We start from the raw sequence: 23,112 nt of genomic DNA on the forward strand, positions 1-23,112 counted from the left end.
TCAGGCCTCCTCGCCGCGCGGCGCCGCGGGGTCCGGCCCCGGGACGATCGTGATCACCGGCAGCGGGTCGGGTCGCTTCGCCGTGACGTCGTCGCCGGAAGACTGGTGGCGCAGGCGCCGCAGCACCCACGGCACGAGATACTCGCGGGCCCACATGACGTCGACCGCTCGCGCTTCGCGCCACGTGCGGATCGGCAGCGGGTCGGGCTGCATCGGCTGGAGGTCGTTCGGCACGTTCAGAGCGCGCAGCACCATGCGCGCCACCTCGTGGTGGCCGAGCGCGTTGTAGTGCAGGCGGTCATCGTCGAAGAAGCGCATGTCCTGCACCTCTTTGAGCGCCCACTGGTCGGCGACGATGCAGTCGTACCTGTCGGCGATCGCGCGGATGTTCTCGTTGTAGATGGCGACCTTGCCGCGGATGCCCCGGAATACGGGCGTGAACGCGGTGTCGATGCCGGTGAAGACCACGACGGTCGCACCGTCGCGGGAGAGGCGCACGACGGCGTCCTCGAACAGCTGTGCGACACGGTCGGGGTCGCCGTTGGGGCGGATGACGTCGTTGCCGCCCGCCGAGAAGGTCACGAGGTCGGGCTTGAGGGCGATCGCCGGCGCCACCTGCTCGTCGACGATCTGGCCGATGAGGCGCCCGCGGATCGCGAGGTTGGCGTAGGCGAAGTCGTCTACCTGCTCCGAGAGCACCTCGGCGACGCGGTCCGCCCAGCCGCGGAACCCGTTCGGGGCCGAAGGCTCGGGGTCGCCCACGCCCTCGGTGAACGAGTCGCCGATCGCGACGTAGCGGCGCCACGGGTGCGGCTGGACGTTTGCGACGTACGGGCTTCGGGGATCTTCTCGCGTGGACATCGCTCTTCCGTTCCTCGGCTTGTGACCGACAGTCAGGCTATCGCGGCGGGGCAACGCACCGGCCCGCGATGTCGTGCGGGTCGTCTATCGTGGTGACTCGTTGTCTACGGGGGAGGTGTGATCGGTGACGGACGAAACGACGATCGAATCGCCGCCCGCCCTCCCCGAGCACCCTCTCACGGAATCGGCATCCGACGGCCGTCTCGCCACCGGCCCGCACGGCGCCGAACCGCACATCGGCAGCTTCGCCGCGGAGCACCTCTCGCCGACGTACCCGCAGCGCGCCCCCTGGGGAACCGCGCAGCGGCTGCGGGCGTGGCAGGCCGAGGCGCTCGATCTCTACTTCGGACTGGACGGCCCTGACGGCCCAGGCGGCGGACCCCGCGACTTCCTCGCGGCGGCCACCCCGGGCGCCGGCAAGACGACGTTCGCCCTCCGCCTCGCGAGCGAGCTGCTGCGGCGTCGTGTCGTCAACCGCATCGTCGTCGTCGCTCCCACGGAGCACCTCAAGACGCAGTGGGCCGACGCGGCCGCGCGGGTGGGCATCCGACTCGACCCCGCCTTCAGCAACCGCCACTTCGCGCCCGCCCGCCAGTACCACGGCGTCGCCGTGACGTACGCGCAGGTCGCGGTCAAGGCATCCGTCCATCAGCGGCTCACCATGGACGCGAAGACTCTCGTGATCCTCGACGAGGTGCACCACGGCGGCGACGCGCTGAGCTGGGGCGACGCCCTGCGCGAGGCGTACGCGCGGGCGACCCGCCGGCTGCTGCTCAGCGGAACCCCGTTCCGCAGCGACACCGCGCCCATCCCGTTCGTCGAGTACCACCCCGACCCCAAGGGCATCCGCATCTCGCGCACCGACTACGCCTACGGGTACCGCCGCGCGCTCGAGGACGGCGTCGTGCGTCCCGTTCTCTTCATGGTCTACGCCGGGCAGATGCGCTGGCGCACCAAGACCGGCGAGGAGATGGAGGCGCAGCTCGGCCAGGACAACACCAAGGACATCACCTCGCAGGCCTGGCGCACCGCGCTCGACCCCGAAGGCGACTGGATCCCCGCCGTGCTGCGGTCGGCCGACCGCCGGCTCACCGAGGTGCGCGAGCACGTTCCGGATGCCGGCGGCCTGGTGATCGCGACGGATCAGACGGCCGCGCGCGCCTACGCCGCGATCCTGCACGACATCAGCGGCGAGGCGCCCACCGTCGTGCTGTCGGACGAGGCCGAGGCGTCGAGCCGCATCGAGGAGTTCTCGAAGTCGACGAGCCGGTGGATGGTCGCCGTGCGCATGGTGTCGGAGGGCGTCGACGTGCCGCGTCTCGCCGTCGGCGTGTACGCGACGAGCGCCTCGACGCCGCTGTTCTTCGCGCAGGCCATCGGGCGCTTCGTGCGCGCGCGCCGTCGCGGTGAGACGGCGAGCGTGTTCCTGCCGAACGTGCCGCAGCTGCTCGCCCTCGCGAACGAGATGGAGCGGCAGCGCGACCACGCGCTGGACCGCGACTCCGACGGCGAGGACGAGTGGAACGCCGAAGAAGACCTGATGAACGCCGCCGAGCGCGAGGACAAGGCTTCCGACGCGCTCGAGGAGGAGTTCTCGTATCAGGCCCTGGGCTCGCTCGCGCACTTCGACCGCGTGCTCTTCGACGGCCAGGAGTTCGGCCAGCTCGCCGTGCCCGGCACCCCCGAGGAGGAGGAGTTCCTGGGCATCCCGGGCCTGCTCGAACCCGACCAGGTGCACGACGTCCTGATGTCGCGGGTCTCGCGGCAGTCGCGGCACCGCACCGCGCGCGAGGCGCAGGAGGCGACGGAGCCCGCGGAGGAGCCCGCGCTGCCCCAGGCGCTGCACCGCACCCTCAAGGAGCAGCGCCAGCTCCTCAACAGCCTCGTCGGCCTCTACGCCCGCCAGACGGGCGAGGCCCACGGCCTCGTGCATGCCGAGCTGCGCCGGATCTGCGGCGGCCCCGCCGTGTCGCACGCCACGGTGACCCAGTTGCAGTCCCGCATCGACGTGCTGCGCAAGCGCGTCCGCTCCTGACCCCCGGCGCTCGAGCTCGGGCTGCGCGGCGGTCTCGGGCGGGTGAGGTTCGGAACCCCGAAATGCTGGCAATCGTCGGTTTCGGGCCTGCGGTGCCTCGGGTCGTGGCTAGCGTTGACGGGTCCCGCACCCCTGACTGGAGGACCGAGTGAGCACGCCCGCCGCACCGACCGACCGCGATCGACGCCGCTGGGCGCGGTATCTCGTCAACGAGCGCGCAGAGGCGCACGTCTACCGCGAGCTCGCCGGACGCCGCACGGGGGAGGAGCGCGAGATCCTCCTGGCGCTGGCCGAGGCCGAGGGGCGCCATGAGGCGCACTGGCTGCAGCTGCTGGGCAGCGAGCCGGCACGACTGCCGCAGGCAGACGTCCGCACCCGCCTGCTCGGCTGGATGGCCAGGCGTTTCGGTTCGATCTTCGTGCTGGCCCTCGCCCAGAACGCCGAGGCCCGCTCACCCTACGACGACGAGCCGTTCGCGACGTCGACGATGGCGGCGGACGAGCGGATCCACCACGAGGTCGTGCGCGGGCTCGCCGCCCGCGGACGCCGTCGCCTGTCGGGCACGTTCCGCGCGGCGGTCTTCGGCGCGAACGACGGCCTCGTCTCGAACCTCGCGCTCGTCATGGGCATCGGCGCCACCGGGGTGTCGAGCCAGTTCGTGCTCTTCAGCGGCATCGCGGGCCTGCTCGCCGGCGCTCTGTCGATGGGCGCGGGGGAGTTCGTGTCGGTCCGCTCCCAGCGGGAGCTGCTGGCGGCGACCGAGCCGAGCGACTACGCCGACGGCGCGATCCCGCACCTCGACATCGACGCCAACGAGCTGGCACTCGTCTACCGGACCCGCGGGATGCCGGAGGCGGAGGCGTCCGCGCGCGCCCGCCGCGTCGTCGAGGCCGCCCACGCGCTGGGTCAGGGACGCGCCGACACCGGCCCGATCTCGGTCGCCGACCACGAAGAGGTCGTGGGAAGCGCCTGGGCCGCGGCGCTGTCGAGCTTCCTGTTCTTCGCGTCCGGCGCGATCATCCCCGTGCTGCCGTGGATCTTCGGCCTGTCCGGCCTCACCGCCGTCGTCGTGGCGCTCGTGCTGGTCGGGATCGCGCTGATGTCGACCGGTGCCGCGGTGGGCCTGCTGTCGGGCGCACCGCCGCTCAAGCGCGCACTGCGCCAGCTCGCGATCGGCTTCGGCGCCGCCGCGGTGACGTACGTCCTCGGCCTGCTGTTCGGCGTTTCGATGGGATGACGCGCCCGGGCGTCCGTCGATTCGTTGAACCTCCGGTGACGTGGTAATGTCATTCCTCGGTTGCGAAACCGAAAACCACCTGCGCGGGTGGCGGAATAGGTAGACGCGCTAGCTTGAGGTGCTAGTGCCCGTATAGGGCGTGGGGGTTCAAGTCCCCCCTCGCGCACAGTGAAGAAGGCCCCCGAAAGGGGGCCTTCTTTCGTCGAGAGGATAGGTTTGTCCGCATGCCCGAAGCCGAACTCCCCGAAGTCGCCGCGATCGCGCGCGATCTCATCCGCTTCGACACGACGAACCACGGCGGCGGCCGCGCCGCCGGCGAGCGGGAGGCCGCGGAGTACGTCGGCGCCTACCTCGAGACGCTGGGCCTGAAGCCCGAGTTCTATGAGCCCCTCCCGCGCCGCACCAACGTGATGGCGAGGGTTCCCGGCCGCAACCGCGACAAGCCCGCGCTCGTGCTCCATGGCCACCTCGACGTGGTCCCGGCGATCGCCGAGGACTGGAGCGTCGACCCCTTCGCGGGCGTCGTGAAGGACGGGATGCTGTGGGGCCGCGGCGCCGTCGACATGAAGGACATGGACGCCATGATCCTGACGTCGGTCGCCGACATCCTCCGTGCCGGCGAGCAGCCCGAGCGCGATCTCGTCCTGGCGTTCTTCGCCGATGAGGAGAACGGGGGCGTCGAGGGATCCGCGCTCGTGGTCGAGAACCGCCCCGAGTGGTTCGACGGCGCCACCGAGGCGATCAGCGAGGTCGGCGGCTACTCCATCCCCATCGGCGACCGCCACGCGTACCTGCTCCAGGTGGGGGAGAAGGCGCTCATCTGGATCCGCCTCGTCGCGCGCGGCCGCGCCGCCCACGGGTCCAAGCTGCACGACGAGAACGCCGTGACGAGGCTCGCCGAGGCCGTCGCGACGCTCGGGCGCACCGCGTGGCCCGTGACGCTCACCGACACCTCGCGCGAGATGAGCGAGCGACTCGCGGAGCTCACCGGCCGGTCCGCGGGCGACCCCGACGCCGTCGCAGCAGCCACCGGCGCAGCATCCGGATTCCTCCGCTCGACGCTGCGCACCACCACCAACCCGACCGGTCTTGCGGCGGGCTACAAGCACAACGTGATCCCCGACCGGGCCGAGGCGCTCATCGACGTCCGGACCCTCCCCGGCACCGAGGACGCGACTCTCGCCGACATCCGCCGCATCGTCGGCGACGGCGTGGAGGTCGAGATCGTCCACCAGGACATCGGCCTCGAGGTCCCGTTCTCGGGCGACCTCGTCGACGCGATGGTGGCGGCGCTCGGCCGCCACGACCCGGGCGCACCCGTCGTGCCGTACCTGATGGGCGGCGGGACGGACAACAAGGCACTCGCGACGCTCGGCATCGCCGGTTACGGCTTCGCGCCGCTGCGCCTTCCGGCGGACCTCGACTTCACAGGCATGTTCCACGGCGTCGACGAGCGCGTGCCCATCGATGCCCTGGTCTTCGGCCAGACTGTCCTCACCGATCTGCTCCGCACCTACTGATTCGTCGGCGGATGCCTCGCCCCCCGGCATCCGTCACTGCACGGCTGAAAGGCGCCCATGCTTCTCGAAGCGATCATCCTCGGCTTCGTCCAGGGACTGACCGAATTCCTGCCGATCTCGTCGAGCGCGCACCTGCGCATCCTCGGCGAGTTCCTGCCGTCGGCACAGGATCCGGGCGCCGCGTTCACCGCGATCACGCAGATCGGCACCGAGGCGGCCGTCGTGGTGTTCTTCTGGCGCGACATCGTGCGGATCATCGGGCACTGGTTCCGGGCGCTGTTCGGCCGCATCCCGCGCAACGACCCCGACGCGAAGCTCGGCTGGCTCATCATCGTCGGCTCGATCCCGATCGTGGTGCTCGGCCTGCTGTTCCAGGACCAGATCGAGACCGTGCTGCGATCGCTCTGGATCACCGCCGGCATGCTGATCTTCTTCGGCGTGCTGCTCGGCATCGCCGACCACGTCGGCGCCAAGAAGCGCAAGCTGCAGGAGATCACGGTCGGCCACGGCGTGATCTACGGCTTCGCGCAGTCGCTCGCCCTGATCCCGGGCGTTTCGCGGTCCGGCGGAACCATCACCGCCGGCCTCTTCATGGGCTACGAGCGGGCGGCCGCGGCGCGCTACGCGTTCCTGCTCGCGATCCCGGCCGTCTTCGGCAGCGGGTTCTTCCAGCTGTTCAAGAGCCTCGGCGAGCCTGGCGTGTTCACCCTCGGCGAGACCGCGGTGGCGACGGCCGTCGCATTCGTCGTCGCGCTCGGCGTGATCGCGTTCTTCATGAGCTGGATCTCCAAGCACAGCTTCCTGCCGTTCGTGGTCTACCGCGTCGCGGTCGGCTCACTCCTGCTGGTGCTGCTGAGCATGGGCGTCATCAACCCCTGACGCGGGGGACGGATGCCGCTCAGCGGCGCGGGTCGTCGCGACCGGGCTTGCTCGGCCCGTCGCCCGGCTTGCCGTCGGTGCGGCGCAGGTACCGCTCGAACTCCTGTGCGATCGCGTCGCCCGAGGCCTCGGGGGAGTCCCACGTGTCGCGCGTGCGCTCGAGCTGGTGGATGTACTCGGTCATCTCCTCGTCGTCGGCCGCGGCCGCGTCGATGGATGCCTCCCATGCCGCCGCCTCCGTGGCGAGATCGCCGCGGGGGACAGGAGCGCCGGTGAGGTCCTCGAGCCGGTCGAGGAGCGCCAGGGTCGCCTTCGGCGACGGCGTGTGCCCCGCGACGTAGTGCGGCACGCTCGCCCACAGGCTCGCGGTCGGGATCCCGGCGCGCTCGGCGGCGTCGCCGAGGACGCTGAGGATGCCGACAGGGCCCTCGTAGGTGCTGCGCTCGAGCTCGAGCGCCGTGCGCAGGTTCTCGTTGTCGCTGCCGGAGAAGACCGAGATGGGCCGCGTGTGCGGCACGTCCGACATCATCGAGCCGATGGCGACGAACCCGGTGATGTCCTCGCGGAGAGCGATGTCGATGAACTCCGACGAGAACGCCTGCCACGCGCGGGCGGGCTCCACGCCGGTCAGCAGCCACAGCTGGGTGCCGCGCGTCGCCTGTGCGGGGCGCAGCAGCGTGGCCTCGGGCCAGCGGAGCGTGCGACGGCCGTCGCCGTCCGCGGCGATGTGCGGACGCGTGTACTGGTAGTCGAAGTAGAGCTCGGGATCGACCGAGAACACCGTCTCGTAGGAGCCGCCTTCGCGCAGCTGCGTGATCGCGGAAGACGCGGCTTCGCCCGCGTCGTTCCAGCCGTCGAACGCTGCGACGAGAACACGACGACCCAATCCGTCCACGAGACCCCCTTCGCCCGCATCCGCTGCGGGTTCCTTCCAGGATATGCCCCCGCCCCCACGGAGGGCCGGAGACCCCTCGGTAGGATTGCACGGTGAACGCGCCCCGACTCGCCGCCGTCCTGTGGGACATGGACGGCACCCTCGTCGACACCGAGCCGTACTGGATGGCGGCGGAGACGCCCCTCATCGAGAGCTACGGCGGGACGTGGTCCCACGAGCAGGCGCTCGGACTGGTCGGCCTCGGCCTCGAGGACTCCGCCCGTATCCTGCAGGGCACCGGCGTGCGCATGAGCACCGACGCGATCATCGACCACCTCACCGAGGACGTCATGCGTCAGCTGTCCGCCACGGGCGTCCCTTTCCGCCCCGGCGCCCGCGAACTGCTCGCGAGCCTGCGCGAGGCCGGCGTCAAGACCGGACTCGTGACGATGTCGATGCGCCGCATGGCGCAGACGGTCGTCGACCTCATCGACTTCGACGCGTTCGACATCGTCGTCGCGGGCGATGACGCCACGAGGCCGAAGCCCTTCCCCGATCCCTATCTGCAGGCGTGCGAGGCGCTCGGCGTCACGCCCGACGAGGTGGTCGCCATCGAGGACTCGCCCAACGGGCTGCGCTCCGCCGTCGCCTCGGGCGCATCGGTCATCGGCGTGCCGCTCATGGTGTCGCTCACCGGCGCCGGCGCGCACACGCTCTGGGAGAGCCTCGAAGGCCGCACGGCCGTCGACGTCGCCGAGTTCCACGCCGCGCACCGCGCCCGCGTCCACGCCCCGCACCCCGCCGAGGAGACCTCCCGATGACCGACGACCAGGAACTCGCCGGCGAGCGCCCGAGCGGCCCCTTCCGCCTCGGCGACCGCGTGCAGCTCACGGGGCCCAAGGGCCGCCTGCACACCATCACGCTGCGCGAGGGCGGCGAGCTGCACACCCATCACGGAGTGCTGCGCCACTCGCAGCTGGTGGGGCAGCCCGACGGGTCCGTCGTCGCGAACAGCGGCGGGCACGAGTACCTGGCGCTGCGCCCGCTGCTGCGGGACTTCGTGATGTCGATGCCGCGCGGCGCGGCCATCGTGTACCCGAAGGACGCCGCGCAGATCCTCGCCGAGGCCGACATCTTCCCCGGTGCCACGGTCGTCGAGGCCGGCGTGGGCTCGGGAGCGCTCTCGCTCTGGCTCCTCCGCGCGATCGGCAGCGAGGGCCGGCTCGTCTCCTTCGAGCGCCGCGACGACTTCGCCGCGGTCGCGCGGGCGAATGTCGAGACCTTCACCGGGCATGTGCCGGCGAACTGGGACGTGGTCGTGGGCGACCTCGCCGAAGAGCTCACCGACACGGTGGCCGAGGCATCCGTCGATCGTGTCGTGCTCGACATGCTCGCACCCTGGGAGTGCATCGACGCCGTGGCCGAGGCGCTCACGCCGGGCGGCGTCGTGGTCTGCTACGTCGCGACGGCGACCCAGCTCAGCCGCGTCGCGGAGTACATCCGCGCGACGGGGCTGTTCACCGAGCCCGATGCGAACGAGACCATGGTGCGGGGCTGGCACGTCGAGGGCCTCGCCGTGCGCCCCGACCACCGCATGGTCGCGCACACCGGCTTCCTCGTGTGGGCGCGCCGGCTCGCTCCCGGCGCCATCCCGCCCGAGGTGAAGCGCCGCGCGTCGAAGTCGAGCTACGGCGACGAGGACGTGGAGCTGTGGACGCCCGGCGCCGTCGGCGATCGTCAGATCACCGACAAGAACCTGCGCAAGCGCGTCCGGGAGGCCGAGCGTGCCGCCGAGGGCGCTCGCCAGGCGTCCGGACGGTCCGACGCGCCCGGCGAGTCCGCCTAAACTAGCCCGGTGCGCAAGATCCCCGTTGCCCTGGTTGTCCTGGGACTCGTGACCGTCGGCCTGGCCGGATGCTCGCTGCCCGGCGCGTCCGCGTCAGAGTGCTCGCGTCCTGAGGTGTCGAACCCCGACGTGATGGACCTCATCACCGTCACGGGCGACGCCGCGGAGGAGCCGAAGGTCGACCTGTACACGCCCGTGAAGGCTCCGGAGCTCGCCTACGAGGACGTGGTGACGGGTGAGGGCACCGCCGTCACCTCGGTCAACCAGCCGCTCGTGCTCGATGTGGCGCTGTTCAGCGGCACGACCGGTGAGCAGCTCGCCGCGACCCCGTACGACGGCGACATGTCACGGGTGGGCTCGGTCGCGCAGTTCGCCAACTTCCCGGGCTTCGAGGACGCTCTGCACTGCGCCACCGAGGGTTCGCGCGTCGCTGTCGCGCTGTCGTCCGACGACCTCGCCGACGGCGTCGCCGAACAGGCCGGGCTCGAGGACGGAGACGCCCTCGTCGCGGTCATCGACCTCCGCAAGGTGTACCTCGCGGCCGCCGACGGCCAGAACCAGTTCAACAGCGGCTTCGGGCTGCCCAGCGTCGTGCGTGCGCCCGATGGGCGCCCGGGCCTCATCATTCCCGACGGTGCCGCGCCGGGCGACGTGACGATCCAGACGCTCAAGAAGGGCGACGGTGAGAAGGTCACCGGAGACCAGCCGGTGCGCGTCCACTACACCGGCGTGGTCTGGGGCGAGAACGAGCCCTTCGACTCGACGTGGGACGGCGAGCCGGCATCGCTCACGCTCGACGGCGTGGTGCCCGGGTTCGCGCAGGCGCTCGAGGGGCAGACCGTCGGCTCCCAGGTGATGGTCGTCGTGCCGCCCGAGCAGGGCTACGGCGACCAGGCGCAGGGCAGCATCCCGGCCGGCTCGACCCTGGTCTTCGTGATCGACATCCTCGGCCTCGACGCGGTGCCTGCGCAGTAGCGGGGGTTCGACGACGCCGGCGCGGGCGGCCATAGGATAGGCGGGTGCCTGCCACTGCCGCCGCGAAGATCCCGCCCGAGGAGCGTCTCGTGAACCTCGTGGTGGCGCTCATCGCGACCGATCAGGGTCTCACGAAGGACACCATCCTGACCTCGGTCGCGGGCTACCGCGAGCAGAGCGAGGCGGGCGCGTCCAAGGACGCGCTCGAGAAGATGTTCGAGCGCGACAAGGAGTCGCTGCGGGGCCTCGGGGTTCCGATCGAGACGATCGGCGACTGGGCAGACCCGGACGATCTCCGCGAGGCGCGGTACCGCGTGCCGAGCGCCGAGTACGAGCTGCCGGAGGACATCGAGTTCACGCCGGCCGAGCTGGCGCTGCTGACCCTCGCCGGCGGGGTGTGGAGCGAGAGCTCCCTGTCGGATGATGCCCGCAGCGGCCTGCGAAAGATCCGCGCCCTCGGCGACCTGGTCGACGAGCCGATCATCGGGTTCTCGCCGCGCCTGAGCCTGCGCGATCCCGCGTTCCCGGCGCTGCAGCAGGCGATCGAGTCGAGCCGCGTCGTCACCTTCCCCTATCTCAAGCCGGGGGAGACCGCACCCCGCACCCGGCGGGTGCAGCCGCTCGCCCTCGTCGAATACGAGGGTCGGTGGCACGTGTTCGGCATCGACCTCGACGTCCGCGAGGACCGCACGTTCCTCCTCGCCCGCATCGTCGGGCCCGTCGCCGTCACTCGGGCATCCTTCGACCCGGCGCTGCGCGAAGGCGCCGGCGACCGTGCGCTCGCGGGCCTCGACGCGGTCGCCGCGCGCAACTCGGCGCTGCTGGAGGTGAACCCCGGCACAGAGGCGGCGCTTCGCCTCGCACGCCGGGCGCAGCCGGCCGAGCAGGGGATCCGCGTGCCGTACGTCGACGTGCACATCTTCGCCGACGAGCTCGCCTCCTACGGACCCGAAGTGCGGGTCGTCGCGCCTGCGGACCTGCGGGATCGCGTCATCGACCGGCTCGCGGCGACCCGCGACCTCCACGGGGGGGACTCATGAGCGACCGCCGCCAGCTCGTCGCAACCGATCGCGCGGCCCTCATGCTCCAGCTCGTGCCGTACCTGATCGGCAAGGGCGAGGTCTCGCTCGCCGAGGCGGCCGACGAGTTCGACGTCTCGGCCGAGCAGATGCGCTCGATGGTCGAGAAGCTCACCGTGATCGGGCTGCCCGGCGACCGCGGGTACTGGCAGATGGCGAACGACCTGTTCGACATCGACTGGGACCTGCTCGACCAGCGCGACCTCATCGTCATCACGAACTCCGTCGGGCTCGAGCGGGCGCCCAAGCTCACGGCACGCGAGGCCGCCGCCCTTCTCGCGGGTCTCCAGCTGGCACGGTCGATCCCCGGAGTGGGCGACACCGCGCTGTACGCGGGGCTGCTCGCCAAGCTCGCGCGGGGGGCCTCGGGGATCCCGGCCGAGGTGATCCTCGCCACGGAGCCCGTCGACGCCGTGCGCGACCTCGTGTCCGACGCGCTGCGGCGCGGAGTGGCCGTCTCGTTCACCTACAAGGCGCCGGACGCGGCGCCCACGACGCGTACCGTCGACCCGGTGAAGGTGCACATCGCGAGCGGGCAGTGGTACCTGCAGGGCTGGTGCCACCTCCGTGAGGCGATGCGCACGTTCCACCTCGACCGCGTCAGCGACCTCGAGCTGACCGGCATCCCGAGCACGCACGCGGGCGAACAGGCCCCGGACTGGTTCGACACCGACGCGGGGGACGTGGTCGCGCGCATCCGCTTCGCCGAGGATGTCGCGCCGCTCGTCGGCGATTACCTCGACCGCGCGGCACTCGAGACCGCCGACGGCGTCACGGTCGCGACTATGCGCGTCGCCGACGAGCTCAGCCTCCGACGCCTGGCGGCGCGCCGCGGCGGCCTTGTGGAGGTGTTCGAGCCCGCGGCCGCGCGCCGCGCCGTCGCCGATTGGGCCGACGCGGGCTTGGCGCAATACCGGTGACGAGGGGCGACGGCCTCGCGGGCATATTAGACTTGCGGCATCCCCGCTGAAGCGAACGACGGAGCACCTCATGTTCGGCAATCTGAACGGCTGGCACCTGATCATCCTGCTCGTCGTCATCCTTCTGCTGTTCGGCGCGGCGAAGCTGCCGGCACTCGCGAAGAGCATGGGCCAGTCGGCTCGCGTGTTCAAGGGCGAGATGAAGGCGATGAAGGACGACGACAAGGCCGCGGAGGCATCGACCACCGCGAACGTGGCGGACGCACCCGTCGCCGATACGACGACCCCCGCTGCCCCCGGCACCACTGACGGCTCCCGCGATCAAAAGTCGTAGCGGATGGTGGCCGCAACCGGCTCCGCTTCCGTTGACGGACCGGAGCTGCCGAAGCGTGACAAACGGATGTCGCTCGGCGCGCATCTCCTCGAGCTGCGCAGGCGTCTTGTCATCGCGGCGATCGGGCTGCTCGCAGGTATGGTGGTGGCTTTCGTCATCACCGACCCGATCATCCACTGGATCACCGAACCGATCCGCGTCATCGCCGAAGAGCGAGGCGACGATTTCTCGGCGCTGAACTTCGGCACCGTCACCTCCGCCTTCGATCTGCGCATGCGGATCGCGTTCTCCATCGGCTTGTTCCTGTCGGCGCCGGTCTGGCTGTGGCAGGTCTGGGCATTCATCATGCCGGGGCTGACCCGCAAGGAGATCAAGTACACGGTCGGCTTCGTCGCCGCCGCGGTGCCGCTGTTCTTCATCGGCTGCTATGTCGGGCTGCTGATCGTGCCGCATGTCATCGAGCTGATGTGGGGATTCACCCCCGATGGCGCCGTGAACTTCTACGCGGCCGCGGAGTACTACGACTTCGTGTTCAAGCTGATGATCGTCATCGGCGTCTCGTTCGTCCTGCCCGTCTTCCTCGTCGCGCTCAACCTGGCGGGGATCATCTCGGGCCGGGCGATCCTCAAGGGCTGGAGAGTCGCGGTCATCGTCGCGACCGCGTTCGCCGCCCTCGCCACGCCGGCCGCCGATGTCGTGAGCATGCTGATGCTGGCGGGCATCCTGATCGTGCTCTTCATCGGGGCAGCCGGGCTGTCGATGCTGTTCGACCGCAGCCGGGCCAAGCGAGACCGCGCCGCGGGGCTGCTTCCGCCCGAGGTCTCGTGAGCGAGCCCGCTCCCGCCGAACGCTACGCACGAGCGAGCGCGTCGGCGCGCCTGGACCGGACGCACCCGATCACGGCCGACTTCGCCGCGTCCCAGCGATTCACGCTCGACCCCTTCCAGATCGAAGGATGCCGCGCCCTCGAGGAAGGCCGCAGCGTCCTGGTGGCCGCGCCCACCGGTGCCGGCAAGACGATCGTCGGCGAGTTCGCGGTGCATCTCGCGATGCGCGAGCCCGGCGACAAGGCGTTCTACACCACGCCGATGAAGGCGCTGTCGAACCAGAAGTTCCGCGAGCTCCAGGAGGTCTACGGCGAGGGCGAGGTCGGACTCCTCACCGGCGACACCAACATCAACGGCAACGCGCGCATCGTCGTCATGACGACCGAGGTGCTGCGCAACATGCTGTACGCCGACTCCCCGGCGCTGCGCGGACTCCGCTATGTGGTCATGGACGAGGTGCACTACCTCGCCGACCGCTTCCGCGGCGCCGTGTGGGAGGAGGTCATCATCCACCTCGCACCCAGCGTGCGGCTGATCTCGCTGTCGGCAACCGTCTCGAACGCCGAGGAGTTCGGCGACTGGCTCGACACCGTGCGCGGCGACACCGAAGTCATCGTCTCGGAGACCCGCCCGGTACCCCTCGAGCAGCACGTGCTCGTGCGCGGCGACCTGCTGCCGCTCTTCGACGACCGCGCCGGCATCGCGACGGCCCAGGTCAACCAGGAGCTCATGCGCATCCGCTCCTTCAAGGGCCAGAACTTCGAGCGCAACCACCGGGTGCAGGCGTCGAACAGTGCGCGGCAGGCGGGGTACGAGGCATCCCGTCGCCGTCCGAACCGCGGCGGCAAGCGGCCGGTGCGGTCCGCGAACGTGCAGCGGATCGAGCGCCTCGACCGGCCGGACGTCGTCGAGCTGCTCTCGCGCGCCAACCTGCTGCCGGCCATCTTCTTCATCTTCAGCAGAGCCGGCTGCGACGCCGCGGTGCAGCAGGTGCGCCGCGCCGGTGTGCGGCTGACCTCGCAGGAGGAGCGCCGCGAGATCCGCGCGGTGATCGAGGAGCGCACGCGCACCCTCCTCGAGGAGGACCTCGCCGTGCTGGGGTTCTGGGACTGGCGCGACAACCTGGAGCGCGGTGTGGCCTCGCACCACGCGGGGCTTCTGCCGGCGTTCAAGGAGGTCGTCGAGGAGCTCTTCCAGCGCAAGCTCGTGAAGGTCGTCTTCGCCACCGAGACGCTCGCGCTCGGCATCAACATGCCCGCGCGCACCGTCGTGCTCGAGAAGCTCGAGAAGTTCAACGGCGAAGCCCGTGTCGCCATCACGTCGGGGGAGTACACCCAGCTCACCGGCCGTGCCGGCCGCCGCGGCATCGACGTCGAAGGCCACGCGGTCATCCAGTGGACGGAGGGCCTCGACCCGCAGGCGGTGGCAGCCCTCGCCTCGCGTCGCACCTACCCGCTCAACTCGAGCTTCCGGCCGACGTACAACATGGCGGTCAATCTCATCGATCAGTTCGGCCGGGCCAAGGCACGCGAGATCCTCGAGTCGTCTTTCGCCCAGTTCCAGGCCGACCGTGCCGTCGTCGGGCTCGCCCGGCAGGTCAAGGAGCAGGAGGGGTCGCTCGCCGGCTATGCGAAGGCGATGACGTGCGATCGCGGCGACTTCGCCGAGTATTCGCGCATCCGCCGTGAGCTGAGCGATGTCGAGAAGCTCAACCGCAAGGACGCCAACGCGTCGCGGCGCACGCGCGACGAGCGGCTGCGCCACATCGCGACGCTGCGCAAGCAGATGCAGCGGCATCCGTGCCATCAGTGCCCCGACCGCGAGCACCACGCGCGGTGGGCCGAGCGGTACTGGAAGCTCAAGCGCGAGATCGACAAGCTGCGCCGCCAGATCGAGACCCGCACCGGCACCGTCGCGCGCATCTTCGACCGCGTCGTCGACGTGCTCGGCGCGCTCGAGTACGTGTCGATCGACACAGACGGCGCGACGGCGCTGACTCCCGCAGGCCGCACGATGCGCCGCATCTACGGCGAGCGGGACCTCCTCGTCGCGGAGTCGCTGCGGCGCGGCATCTGGAAGGACCTCGATGCCGCCTCCCTTGCGGCGCTGGCGTGCTCGCTCGTGTACGAGCCGAGGCGCGACGACGGCGGCCCGGGGGAGCGGGGACTGCCGCGCGGCGCGTTCCGTGCGGCGTTCGAGGCGACGCTGTCGCTGTGGCAGGAGCTCGACGACCTCGAGCAGGAGCACCGGCTGCCCGGCACCGAGCCGGTCTCGGCCGGTCTCGCGCAGGCTATGCACACCTGGGCACGCGGCGGCATGCTCGACCGCGTGCTGATCGAGGCCGACATGGCCGCCGGCGACTTCGTGCGCTGGTCGAAGCAGACCATCGACCTGCTCGACCAGCTGTCGATCGTCGCCGATCAGCCGATCGCCGGCACGGCTCGCAAGGCGCTGGATGCCGTGCGCCGCGGCATCGTCGCGTACTCGGGCGTCTAGCGGCGCCGACGCGGCGAAGGATCGCCGTTCCGCTCGCCTAGGCTGATCCCGTGCCACCTCGCCCGATCCTCCCGCTGTGGGCGGCGGTTCCCCTCTCGGTGCTGGCCGGGGTGCTGTTCGACCTGGCTTTCCCCTCGGTCGCGTGGTGGCCGATGGCCTTCGTGTCGGTCGCGCTGGCGCTCGTGACGCTCATCGGGCGCCGGGTGGGCGGAGCGTTCCTGACAGGGCTCGCCTACGGTCTCGCGTTCTATCTGCTCAACGTCGACTTCACCGCCGAGTGGGTGGGTCCGCTTCCGTGGCTCGCGCTCTCGGTCCTCGAATCGCTGTTCGTCGCGGGCGGCGCCGTGCTCATCTCGCTGGCCTATCGCTGGGTGCCGCAGGTCGTTCCCCGGCGCGGGCGGATCCTGCTGTCAGCGGTGCTCGTCGCGGGGCTGTGGACCGCGAAAGAAGCGGTGATCGGCGGTTTCCCGTACGGCGGATTCCCGTGGGGGCGCGTCGGCACCTCCCAGGTGAACGGCCCATTCGCCGAGGTGGTCTCGTGGACCGGCACCGCCGGACTCACCTTCCTCATCGTCGCGCTCGTCGCCGCCGCGGTGGAACTCGTCAGATCTCCGCGGCGGGCGCGGGGTGGCGGCATCCGTCCCCTCCTCCCGGTCGCGGTGCTCGCCCTCGTCGCCACCGCGCTCGTGGTCGTCCCCGCGTGGGCGACGACCCCCGCGGGCTCGATGCGCGTCGCCAGCGTGCAGGGCAACGGCCCCGCCGGCTACTTCGACGAGCGAGAGGCCGGAGACATCCTCGAATCCCAGTACGAGGCCACGAGGCCGCTGTTCGGCGCCGAGGACGTCGACGTCGTGCTGTGGCCGGAGGGCAGCGTCGACGTCGATCCCGACGCGTCACCCGTCGTCGCGGCCGCCCTCGACCGCGTGGCCAGGCAGGTGGGCGCGCCGCTGATCGCCAACCGCATCGACAAGCGCGGCGACGAGTACTTCAACATGTCGTTCCTCTGGCGCGAGGGCACCGGCATCGAGCAGACGTACGACAAGCGCAACCCGGTGCCTTTCGGCGAGTACGTGCCCGATCGGCAGTTCTACGCGTCGATCGCCCCCGACCTCATCGGGATGATCGGCCGTGACTACACGCCTGGCACGACGCCGCCGGTGTTCGACGTCGACGGCACCTTCGTCGGGCTCGCCATCTGCTTCGACGTCATCTACGACGCGCTCGTGTGGGAGGGCGCGCGCGAGGGCGCGCGCGTCTACCTCTTCCAGACCAACAACGCCGACTTCCGTGGCACCGACGAGAACCTGCAGCAGCTCGCGGTCGCGCGGCTGCGCGCGATCGAGACCGGGCGCTCCGTCGTCAACCTGTCGACGGTGGGCACGAGTCAGGTCATCGCGCCGGACGGATCCACGATCGACGGACTCCCGGCCGATGAACCGGGACACATGCTCACCGACGTGCCTCTGCGGACGGGTCTCACGCCCGCGGTCGTCATCGGGTCGTGGCTGAATGCGCTCGTGTCCTGGGGCAGCGTCATCGTGCTCGCCGGGCTCGGCATCGTGGTGCGACGCCGCTCCGGAGGGAACGCGAAAACGCCGGCCCCGTAGGGCCGGCGTCGCGCGAAGCGCGGGTCAGGCGCTGAGCTTGTCGACCGTCGCGCCGGCGCCGCGGCGGGCGCGGACGTAAGCGAGGCGCTCCTCGAGCAGCTCTTCGAGCTCGGGGATGGTGCGGCGCTCCAGGAGCATGTCCCAGTGGCTGCGAGGCGTCTTGTCGCCGGAGTGGTCGACGGTCGCGGTGCCCTCGCCCATCCGCAGCAGCGCCTCGGCACCGCACGTGCGGCACTCCCAGGCGGGCGGAACCTCGGCGTCGGCCGCGAAGGTCAAAGTCGTGTCACGTCCACACGACGTGCACGAGTAGATGTGCTGTGCGCGCTCATGGAACACGACGCCCTCTTCGCTCTGTAGGCTCTGGGCGCCGAGTCGGATGCCGCGCAGACTGCGGTCTGCCATTTTGTGGTCCTCTCGTCGCTGTACAGGTATAACGAAGTGACCTGAGCGGATCATCCGAAGGACCCCTGTTCATCGACCTTTCACGGTGAATGCACAGGGGGAGATGCGGACCGTTACCACCCCATGTTAGGCGAGAGCGGCGAGCGCGACGTCCGCGCGGTCGGTGACGATGCCGTCGACACCCATCTCGACCAGCCGGACCATGTCGTCGGGGCTGTTCACCGTCCAGACGTGCACTTCGACGCCATGCCGGTGCGCCGCCTCGATGAGCCGCGGTGTGACGATGCGCAGGCGGCCCTGCCGCTCGGGGACCTGGAGTGCGTCGACGCCGGCCAGAGCCCGCGCGACCAGCCGATCCGAGCGCGCCGACACGGCGGCCAGCACGCGTCCGATGGTGCCGCGGCCACCGGAGGTGGCGGGACGGATGCTGCGCCCCGACGTCTCGCCCGCGGCCCGAGCCGCGCCCAGCGCGGCGCGCCGCCGTTCGTCGGAGAAGCTCGTCACCAGCACCCGGTCGGCGAACGGCGCGATCGCGGTGCCGATAGCGGTCGCGGCATCCGCCGCCTTCACGTCGAGGTTGAACCTCATGGCCGGGAAGGAGTGCAGGGCCTGTGCGAGCGTGATGAGCCCGCCCCGGGCGGCCATCAGATGCTCGAGCTCGCGCACCGTCACGTCGGCGATCCTGCGCGGGTCGCCGGTGACGCGCGACAGGTCGTCGTCGTGGAACAGGACGACGACGCCGTCGGCGGTGCGGTGGCAGTCCGACTCGACGTAGTCCGCTCCGGCCGAGTGCGCCGCGGCGACCGCGGCGAAGGAGTTCTCGACGATGCCGCCGCGCGCCGCATCGGGCGTCACAAGGCCCCGGTGCGCGAGGACGCGCGGCGTCGCGACTCCCTCGAACCAGGGGTGGGTCACGGGGTGGGCGGGGTGACCGCGGGCGGCGCACCGCCGATCGCGGGACCGCCGGTGGCCGAGCCGCCCGCGGCAGGGGCACGACCCTTGGCTGCAGCATCCGTCATCACACCGGCGAAGGAGCCGGTGAGACCCTTCAGCGCTTCCGTGAACTCGCTCGGGATGATCCAGAGCTTGCTCGACGCGCTGTCGGCGATCTTCGGCAGCGTCTGGAGGTACTGGTAGGCCAGCAGCTTGTCGTCGGGGTTGCCGGAGTGGATGGCGTCGAAGACGGTCTGGATGGCCTCGGCCTCGCCCTGCGCGCGGAGCACGGCAGCCTGCTTGTCGCCCTCGGCCTTGAGGATCTCGGCCTGCCGCCGGCCCTCGGCCTCGAGGATCTGCGACTGCTTCGACCCCTCCGCGGTGAGGATCGTCGCGCGGCGCTCGCGCTCGGCGCGCATCTGCTTCTCCATCGAGTCCTGGATCGAGTGCGGCGGGTCGATGGCCTTGAGCTCGACGCGCGACACGCGCAGGCCCCACTTGCCGGTCGCCTCGTCGAGCACGACGCGCAGCTGGCCGTTGATGTTGTCGCGACTGGTCAGCGCCTCCTCGAGGTTGAGCCCGCCGACCACGTTGCGCAGAGTGGTGGTGGTCAGCTGCTCCACCGCGCTGAGGTAGTTGGCGATCTCGTACGTCGCCGCGCGGGCATCGGTGACCTGGAAGTACACGACCGTGTCGATGGACACCACGAGGTTGTCTTCGGTGATCACCGGCTGCGGCGGGAACGAGACGACCTGCTCCCGCATGTCCATGAGCGGGCGCAGCCGATCGATGAACGGAACCAGAAGGTTCAGACCGGGGCTGAGCGTCTTGTGATAGCGCCCCAGGCGCTCGACGATCCCCGCGCTGGCCTGCGGGATGATCCGGATGGAGCGGAAGATCACGACCAGCACGAAGATGAAGACCGCGATCGCGAGGATCCACCCGATCGCCGTCGGGATGGCCGAGGTGAAGTCGTTCATGCGAGCGGGTCCTCCGGTGCGGGGGCGAGGGGGGCAGGGGAGTCGGAGCGGACGACCGCCGTCGCGCCCTCGATGCGGCTGACGCGCACCCGCGTGCCGGGCTCGAGGTCTCCGGCCTCGGTGCGCGCGGTCCACACGTCGCCGTTGGCGAGCTTGACCTGGCCGCGGTGCGCGCCGACCGACGAGACGACCGTGCCGCCCAGGCCGATGAGAGCGTCGACGTTCGACGGCGTCGGGTCCTCGCCGCGGCGCAATCGCCGCAGCAGGGGCGGGCGCAGCAGGAGCACGAGGGCGGCGGCGACGCCGGCGGCGATGATCACCTGCAGCCAGATCGGAGCGCCGAGCAGATCGGTGACGAGGCCGGCGAGGCTGCCGATGCTCAGCATCAGGAACGTGAAGTCGAGAGTCAGCATCTCGATCACGAGGAACACGAGAATCAGCACGAGCCAGCCGATCCATGCCCACTGTTCGACGACCTCGATGAGCTCCACGGTGCGCCTCCTCAGTCCGAACCTAGCAGGTAGGGTCTACACGTGACTGAGACACTGACCCCGCTTCCCGAGAGCTCGCTGAGCGGCAAGACCGCCCTCGTGACGGGCTCGTCCCGCGGCATCGGCGCCGACACGGCCCGCTACCTCGCACAGGCCGGGGCGAACGTCGTCATCAACTTCCGCAACAAGGCTCCGCGCGCCGAGAAGCTCGCCGGCGAGCTGCGCGAGCTGGGCGTCCAGGTGCTCGTGGTCGGCGCCGACCTCACCGACCCCGCATCCGTCCAGGCGATGTTCGACGAGGTCGCGAACACGTTCGGCTCGCTCGACATCCTCGTGCTCAACGCGTCGGGCGGCATGGAGTCCGGCATGGCCGAGGACTACGCGCTCCTGCTCAACCGCGACGCCCAGGTGAACGTGCTCGAGACCGCCCTGCCCCTGCTCGGCGACGGCTCGCGCGTCGTCTTCGTCACGAGCCACCAGGCGCACTTCATCCGCACCACCCCGACGATGCCCGAGTACGAGCCGGTCGCGCTCTCCAAGCGCGCCGGCGAGGACGCCCTGCGCGAGCGCATCCCCGCGCTCACCGAGCGCGGTGTCGAGTTCGTCGTCGTCTCGGGAGACATGATCGAGGGCACCATCACGGCCACGCTGCTCGAGCGGGCCAACCCGGGCGCGATCGCCGCCCGCCGCGAGGATGCGGGCAAGCTCTACAACGTGTCGGAGTTCGCGGCCGAGGTCGCGCAGGCCGCGCTCGAGCCGGTGCCGGCGGACAACACCCGTCTCGTCGGCGACGTCTCGTCGTTCGAGACGGAGTGACCCGATGAAGGCGAACGACATCGAGACCCTCGTCTCGGTCGGGCGTCCCGAGATCGCCGGCGACGGCTCGTTCGCCGTCTTCGCGACCTCGCGCCCCGACATCGCCGCCAACCGCAACGTCGGACAGGTGTGGCGCGTCGATCTGCCCGACGGCACGCCGCGCCGCCTCACACGCGGCACCGCCGACGGCGCCCCCCAGCTCTCACCCGACGCCACGCACATCGCGTTCGTGCGCGGCGACGCCAAGGGCAAGCCGCAGGTGCATGTGGTCGCCGCGGTCGGTGGCGAGCCGGTGCAGGCGACCGACGCGGTGCTGGGCGTCGAGGACTTCGCCTGGTCGCCGGACGGTGCGACCATCGCGTTCGTCGCGCGCGTGCCCGAGAAGGGCCGCTACGGCAGCGTGGAGGGATTGGATGCTGCGGCCGAGGCACCACGGCACATCACCGGTGTGCGGTGGCACGCGAACGGCCTCGGCTACATCGGCGACCGGCCCGCCCACATCTTCGTGATCGCCGCGCCCGCGGTGGACGCCGAGCCGTTCTACAAGCCGGCATCGGCGGTGCGCCCCGATGACGAGACGCCGCCCAAGAAGACGCTGGTCGCCGCGGAGGCGCGCCAGCTCACGGAGGGCACGGCATCCCACGGCAGGGTCGTCTTCACGGTCGACGGACGCGAGATCCTCACCGTTCCCGACGAGATCGAGTCCGACCGCCGCGATCTGCGCGACCGCCTCATCGCCCTCGCGGTGGACGGTTCCGGGCAGCGTGAGGTGCTGGGAACCGACACCGGCATCGCGATCTACGAAGCGGTCGTCGCCCCTGACGGCACGATCGCCCTCCTGGCGCACGAGGTCGGCGACGGCGTGGACTTCATCGCCCCCGGCGTCGGACTGTGGCTTCTCGAGGACGGCGGTGCGCGTCGCGTCACCGATGCCGACGCGCTGAACCTCGGCGAGGGGCACCTGCGGGTGGACGGCGACGGCTTCCTCGTGCAGGATGCCGCACGCGGCCGCGTGCGACTGCTGCGGGTCACGCGCGACAGCGGGGTCACCGAGCTCCTCGGCGGAGACGTCGAGGTCGGCGGCCACGCCACCGGCGGCGGCCGCATCGTGGCCGCCGTGTCGCAGCCCGACTCGTTCGGCGAGCTCGTGCTCATCGAAGACGGCGCCGCGCGCACGCTGACCGCGTTCGGGGCTCGCGCCGCAGCATCCGGAATCGCCCTCCCGCGGGAGCTGACGGTCACCGGGCGCGACGGCTACCCGGTGCACGGATGGGTCGCGACGCCGGAGGGCGAGGGACCGTTCCCGGTCATCCTGCAGATCCACGGCGGGCCCTTCGCGTCGTACGGGGTGCACCTGTTCGACGAGACGCAGGTGCTCGTCGATGCGGGATACGCGGTCGTCTACTCCAACCCCCGCGGATCCGCGGGGTACGGAAGGGCGCACGGGCGCAGCATCCGCCAGCAGATGGGCACGGTCGACTTCGCCGACGTCATCGACTTCCTCGAGGGGGCGATCGCGGACGACGCGCGCCTGGACGGAGAGCGGGTCGGCGTGCAGGGCGGCTCGTACGGCGGCTACCTCACGGCGTGGGTCATCGCGCACGACCACCGCTTCGCCGGCGCGATCGTCGAGCGCGGCTTCCTCGAGCCGCTCTCGTTCCAGGGCACGAGCGACATCGGCTCGTTCTTCGGTGACGAATACGTCGGCGTCTCGGTGGAGGACATCGCGCGCCAGAGCCCGATGGCCGTCGTCGGCCAGGTGACGACGCCGACACTGGTCATGCACTCGGAGCTCGACTTCCGCTGCCCGCTCGAGCAGGCGACGCGGTACTACTCGGCGCTCAAGCGCCAGGGGACCGAGGCCGAACTGCTGGTGTTCCCCGGCGAGAACCACGAGCTCACGCGCGCCGGTCAGCCGCGGCACCGCGTCCAGCGCTTCGACGCGGTGCTGGACTGGTGGAACCGGCATCTGCCGGTCGGCTGATCCGATCACAGACACG

21 protein-coding genes and 1 tRNA gene are annotated in these 23,112 nt (G+C 70.9%); 16 read left to right on the top strand and 6 right to left on the bottom strand.

What is annotated here, in order from left to right; genetic code table 11:
- Window positions 1-861, bottom strand: a complete 861-nt coding sequence (locus AC3A46_RS03350) for an SGNH/GDSL hydrolase family protein (RefSeq protein WP_487663797.1) — start codon at window positions 859-861, stop codon at window positions 1-3.
- A gap of 235 nt (window positions 862-1,096) precedes the next feature.
- On the opposite strand from AC3A46_RS03350, the gene AC3A46_RS03355 reads away from it, so the two are divergent.
- The 5 genes from AC3A46_RS03355 to AC3A46_RS03375 all read left to right on the top strand — a co-directional run bounded on the left by AC3A46_RS03355 (window position 1,097) and on the right by AC3A46_RS03375 (window position 6,532).
- Entirely contained in the window at window positions 1,097-2,896 is a 1,800-nt protein-coding gene (locus AC3A46_RS03355; RefSeq protein ID WP_487663891.1) for a DEAD/DEAH box helicase, read from the top strand.
- A gap of 148 nt (window positions 2,897-3,044) precedes the next feature.
- Window positions 3,045-4,133: a VIT1/CCC1 transporter family protein gene (locus tag AC3A46_RS03360; RefSeq protein ID WP_487663798.1), complete on the top strand. Its 1,089-nt coding sequence runs from the start codon at window positions 3,045-3,047 to the stop codon at window positions 4,131-4,133.
- A gap of 81 nt (window positions 4,134-4,214) precedes the next feature.
- Window positions 4,215-4,299: transfer RNA gene (locus AC3A46_RS03365), tRNA-Leu, on the top strand.
- A 58-nt stretch (window positions 4,300-4,357) separates the two neighbouring features.
- Window positions 4,358-5,653: a M20/M25/M40 family metallo-hydrolase gene (locus AC3A46_RS03370; protein WP_487663799.1), complete on the top strand. Its 1,296-nt coding sequence runs from the start codon at window positions 4,358-4,360 to the stop codon at window positions 5,651-5,653.
- A gap of 57 nt (window positions 5,654-5,710) precedes the next feature.
- Window positions 5,711-6,532: an undecaprenyl-diphosphate phosphatase gene (locus AC3A46_RS03375; RefSeq protein ID WP_487663800.1), complete on the top strand. Its 822-nt coding sequence runs from the start codon at window positions 5,711-5,713 to the stop codon at window positions 6,530-6,532.
- A gap of 19 nt (window positions 6,533-6,551) precedes the next feature.
- On the opposite strand, the gene AC3A46_RS03380 is transcribed toward AC3A46_RS03375, so the two are convergent.
- Entirely contained in the window at window positions 6,552-7,427 is an 876-nt protein-coding gene (locus AC3A46_RS03380) for a PAC2 family protein (protein ID WP_045302364.1), read from the bottom strand.
- 92 nt (window positions 7,428-7,519) lie between these two features.
- On the opposite strand from AC3A46_RS03380, the gene AC3A46_RS03385 reads away from it, so the two are divergent.
- From AC3A46_RS03385 to lnt, 9 genes are all read left to right on the top strand, one after another.
- Window positions 7,520-8,227 (top strand): HAD family hydrolase, encoded by a 708-nt coding sequence (locus AC3A46_RS03385; protein WP_487663801.1) that lies wholly within the window; start codon window positions 7,520-7,522, stop codon window positions 8,225-8,227.
- Entirely contained in the window at window positions 8,224-9,252 is a 1,029-nt protein-coding gene (locus AC3A46_RS03390; RefSeq protein ID WP_487663802.1) for a tRNA (adenine-N1)-methyltransferase, read from the top strand. The genes AC3A46_RS03385 and AC3A46_RS03390 overlap by 4 nt, the downstream gene beginning before the upstream one ends.
- A 9-nt stretch (window positions 9,253-9,261) precedes the next feature.
- A complete protein-coding gene (locus tag AC3A46_RS03395) occupies window positions 9,262-10,227 on the top strand; it encodes an FKBP-type peptidyl-prolyl cis-trans isomerase (RefSeq protein WP_487663803.1) in 966 nt (321 codons plus the stop codon).
- 44 nt (window positions 10,228-10,271) lie between these two features.
- Window positions 10,272-11,267, top strand: coding sequence for a helix-turn-helix transcriptional regulator (locus tag AC3A46_RS03400; RefSeq protein ID WP_487663804.1), 996 nt, complete (start codon window positions 10,272-10,274; stop codon window positions 11,265-11,267).
- Window positions 11,264-12,226: a helix-turn-helix transcriptional regulator gene (locus tag AC3A46_RS03405; protein WP_487663805.1), complete on the top strand. Its 963-nt coding sequence runs from the start codon at window positions 11,264-11,266 to the stop codon at window positions 12,224-12,226. Before AC3A46_RS03400 ends, AC3A46_RS03405 begins: the two co-directional genes overlap by 4 nt.
- A gap of 70 nt (window positions 12,227-12,296) precedes the next feature.
- A complete protein-coding gene (gene tatA / locus AC3A46_RS03410) occupies window positions 12,297-12,560 on the top strand; it encodes a Sec-independent protein translocase subunit TatA (RefSeq protein ID WP_487663806.1) in 264 nt (87 codons plus the stop codon).
- A gap of 66 nt (window positions 12,561-12,626) precedes the next feature.
- On the top strand, window positions 12,627-13,388 hold the full coding sequence (gene tatC / locus AC3A46_RS03415) for a twin-arginine translocase subunit TatC (protein ID WP_487663892.1): 762 nt from the start codon (window positions 12,627-12,629) through the stop codon (window positions 13,386-13,388).
- Window positions 13,385-15,883, top strand: a complete 2,499-nt coding sequence (locus AC3A46_RS03420) for a DEAD/DEAH box helicase (RefSeq protein WP_487663807.1) — start codon at window positions 13,385-13,387, stop codon at window positions 15,881-15,883. Before tatC ends, AC3A46_RS03420 begins: the two co-directional genes overlap by 4 nt.
- A gap of 50 nt (window positions 15,884-15,933) precedes the next feature.
- Window positions 15,934-17,490 carry an apolipoprotein N-acyltransferase gene (gene lnt, locus AC3A46_RS03425; protein ID WP_487663808.1) on the top strand — a complete coding sequence of 519 codons (1,557 nt, stop codon included), beginning with the start codon at window positions 15,934-15,936 and terminating at the stop codon, window positions 17,488-17,490.
- 24 nt (window positions 17,491-17,514) lie between these two features.
- On the opposite strand, the gene AC3A46_RS03430 is transcribed toward lnt, so the two are convergent.
- The 4 genes from AC3A46_RS03430 to AC3A46_RS03445 form a co-directional block, all read right to left on the bottom strand.
- A complete protein-coding gene (locus AC3A46_RS03430) occupies window positions 17,515-17,892 on the bottom strand; it encodes an RNA polymerase-binding protein RbpA (protein ID WP_487663809.1) in 378 nt (125 codons plus the stop codon).
- Window positions 17,893-18,018: 126 nt separating this feature from the next.
- Window positions 18,019-18,807 (bottom strand): glycerophosphodiester phosphodiesterase family protein, encoded by a 789-nt coding sequence (locus AC3A46_RS03435; protein ID WP_487663810.1) that lies wholly within the window; start codon window positions 18,805-18,807, stop codon window positions 18,019-18,021.
- A complete protein-coding gene (locus tag AC3A46_RS03440; protein ID WP_487663811.1) occupies window positions 18,804-19,805 on the bottom strand; it encodes an SPFH domain-containing protein in 1,002 nt (333 codons plus the stop codon). Before AC3A46_RS03440 ends, AC3A46_RS03435 begins: the two co-directional genes overlap by 4 nt.
- A complete protein-coding gene (locus AC3A46_RS03445; RefSeq protein ID WP_487663812.1) occupies window positions 19,802-20,296 on the bottom strand; it encodes an NfeD family protein in 495 nt (164 codons plus the stop codon). Before AC3A46_RS03445 ends, AC3A46_RS03440 begins: the two co-directional genes overlap by 4 nt.
- A gap of 42 nt (window positions 20,297-20,338) precedes the next feature.
- On the opposite strand from AC3A46_RS03445, the gene AC3A46_RS03450 reads away from it, so the two are divergent.
- Both AC3A46_RS03450 and AC3A46_RS03455 read left to right on the top strand, forming a co-directional pair.
- Window positions 20,339-21,112 (top strand): SDR family oxidoreductase, encoded by a 774-nt coding sequence (locus tag AC3A46_RS03450; RefSeq protein WP_487663813.1) that lies wholly within the window; start codon window positions 20,339-20,341, stop codon window positions 21,110-21,112.
- A gap of 4 nt (window positions 21,113-21,116) precedes the next feature.
- Window positions 21,117-23,096 carry a S9 family peptidase gene (locus AC3A46_RS03455; protein ID WP_487663814.1) on the top strand — a complete coding sequence of 660 codons (1,980 nt, stop codon included), beginning with the start codon at window positions 21,117-21,119 and terminating at the stop codon, window positions 23,094-23,096.
- Window positions 23,097-23,112 lie beyond the last annotated feature (16 nt).

The sequence above is a fragment of the Microbacterium sp. Soil_C_42 genome, from assembly GCF_057656735.1.

What these genes read in the sequence shown, in the direction of transcription:
- tatA (WP_487663806.1), top strand. Translation starts at nt 12,297, where the DNA reads ATGTTCGGCAATCTGAACGGCTGGCACCTGATCATCCTGCTCGTCGTC.
- AC3A46_RS03350 (WP_487663797.1), bottom strand. Translation starts at nt 861, where the DNA reads ATGTCCACGCGAGAAGATCCCCGAAGCCCGTACGTCGCAAACGTCCAG.
- tatC (WP_487663892.1), top strand. Translation starts at nt 12,627, where the DNA reads ATGTCGCTCGGCGCGCATCTCCTCGAGCTGCGCAGGCGTCTTGTCATC.
- AC3A46_RS03430 (WP_487663809.1), bottom strand. Translation starts at nt 17,892, where the DNA reads ATGGCAGACCGCAGTCTGCGCGGCATCCGACTCGGCGCCCAGAGCCTA.
- AC3A46_RS03405 (WP_487663805.1), top strand. Translation starts at nt 11,264, where the DNA reads ATGAGCGACCGCCGCCAGCTCGTCGCAACCGATCGCGCGGCCCTCATG.
- AC3A46_RS03455 (WP_487663814.1), top strand. Translation starts at nt 21,117, where the DNA reads ATGAAGGCGAACGACATCGAGACCCTCGTCTCGGTCGGGCGTCCCGAG.
- AC3A46_RS03440 (WP_487663811.1), bottom strand. Translation starts at nt 19,805, where the DNA reads ATGAACGACTTCACCTCGGCCATCCCGACGGCGATCGGGTGGATCCTC.
- AC3A46_RS03375 (WP_487663800.1), top strand. Translation starts at nt 5,711, where the DNA reads ATGCTTCTCGAAGCGATCATCCTCGGCTTCGTCCAGGGACTGACCGAA.
- AC3A46_RS03390 (WP_487663802.1), top strand. Translation starts at nt 8,224, where the DNA reads ATGACCGACGACCAGGAACTCGCCGGCGAGCGCCCGAGCGGCCCCTTC.
- AC3A46_RS03370 (WP_487663799.1), top strand. Translation starts at nt 4,358, where the DNA reads ATGCCCGAAGCCGAACTCCCCGAAGTCGCCGCGATCGCGCGCGATCTC.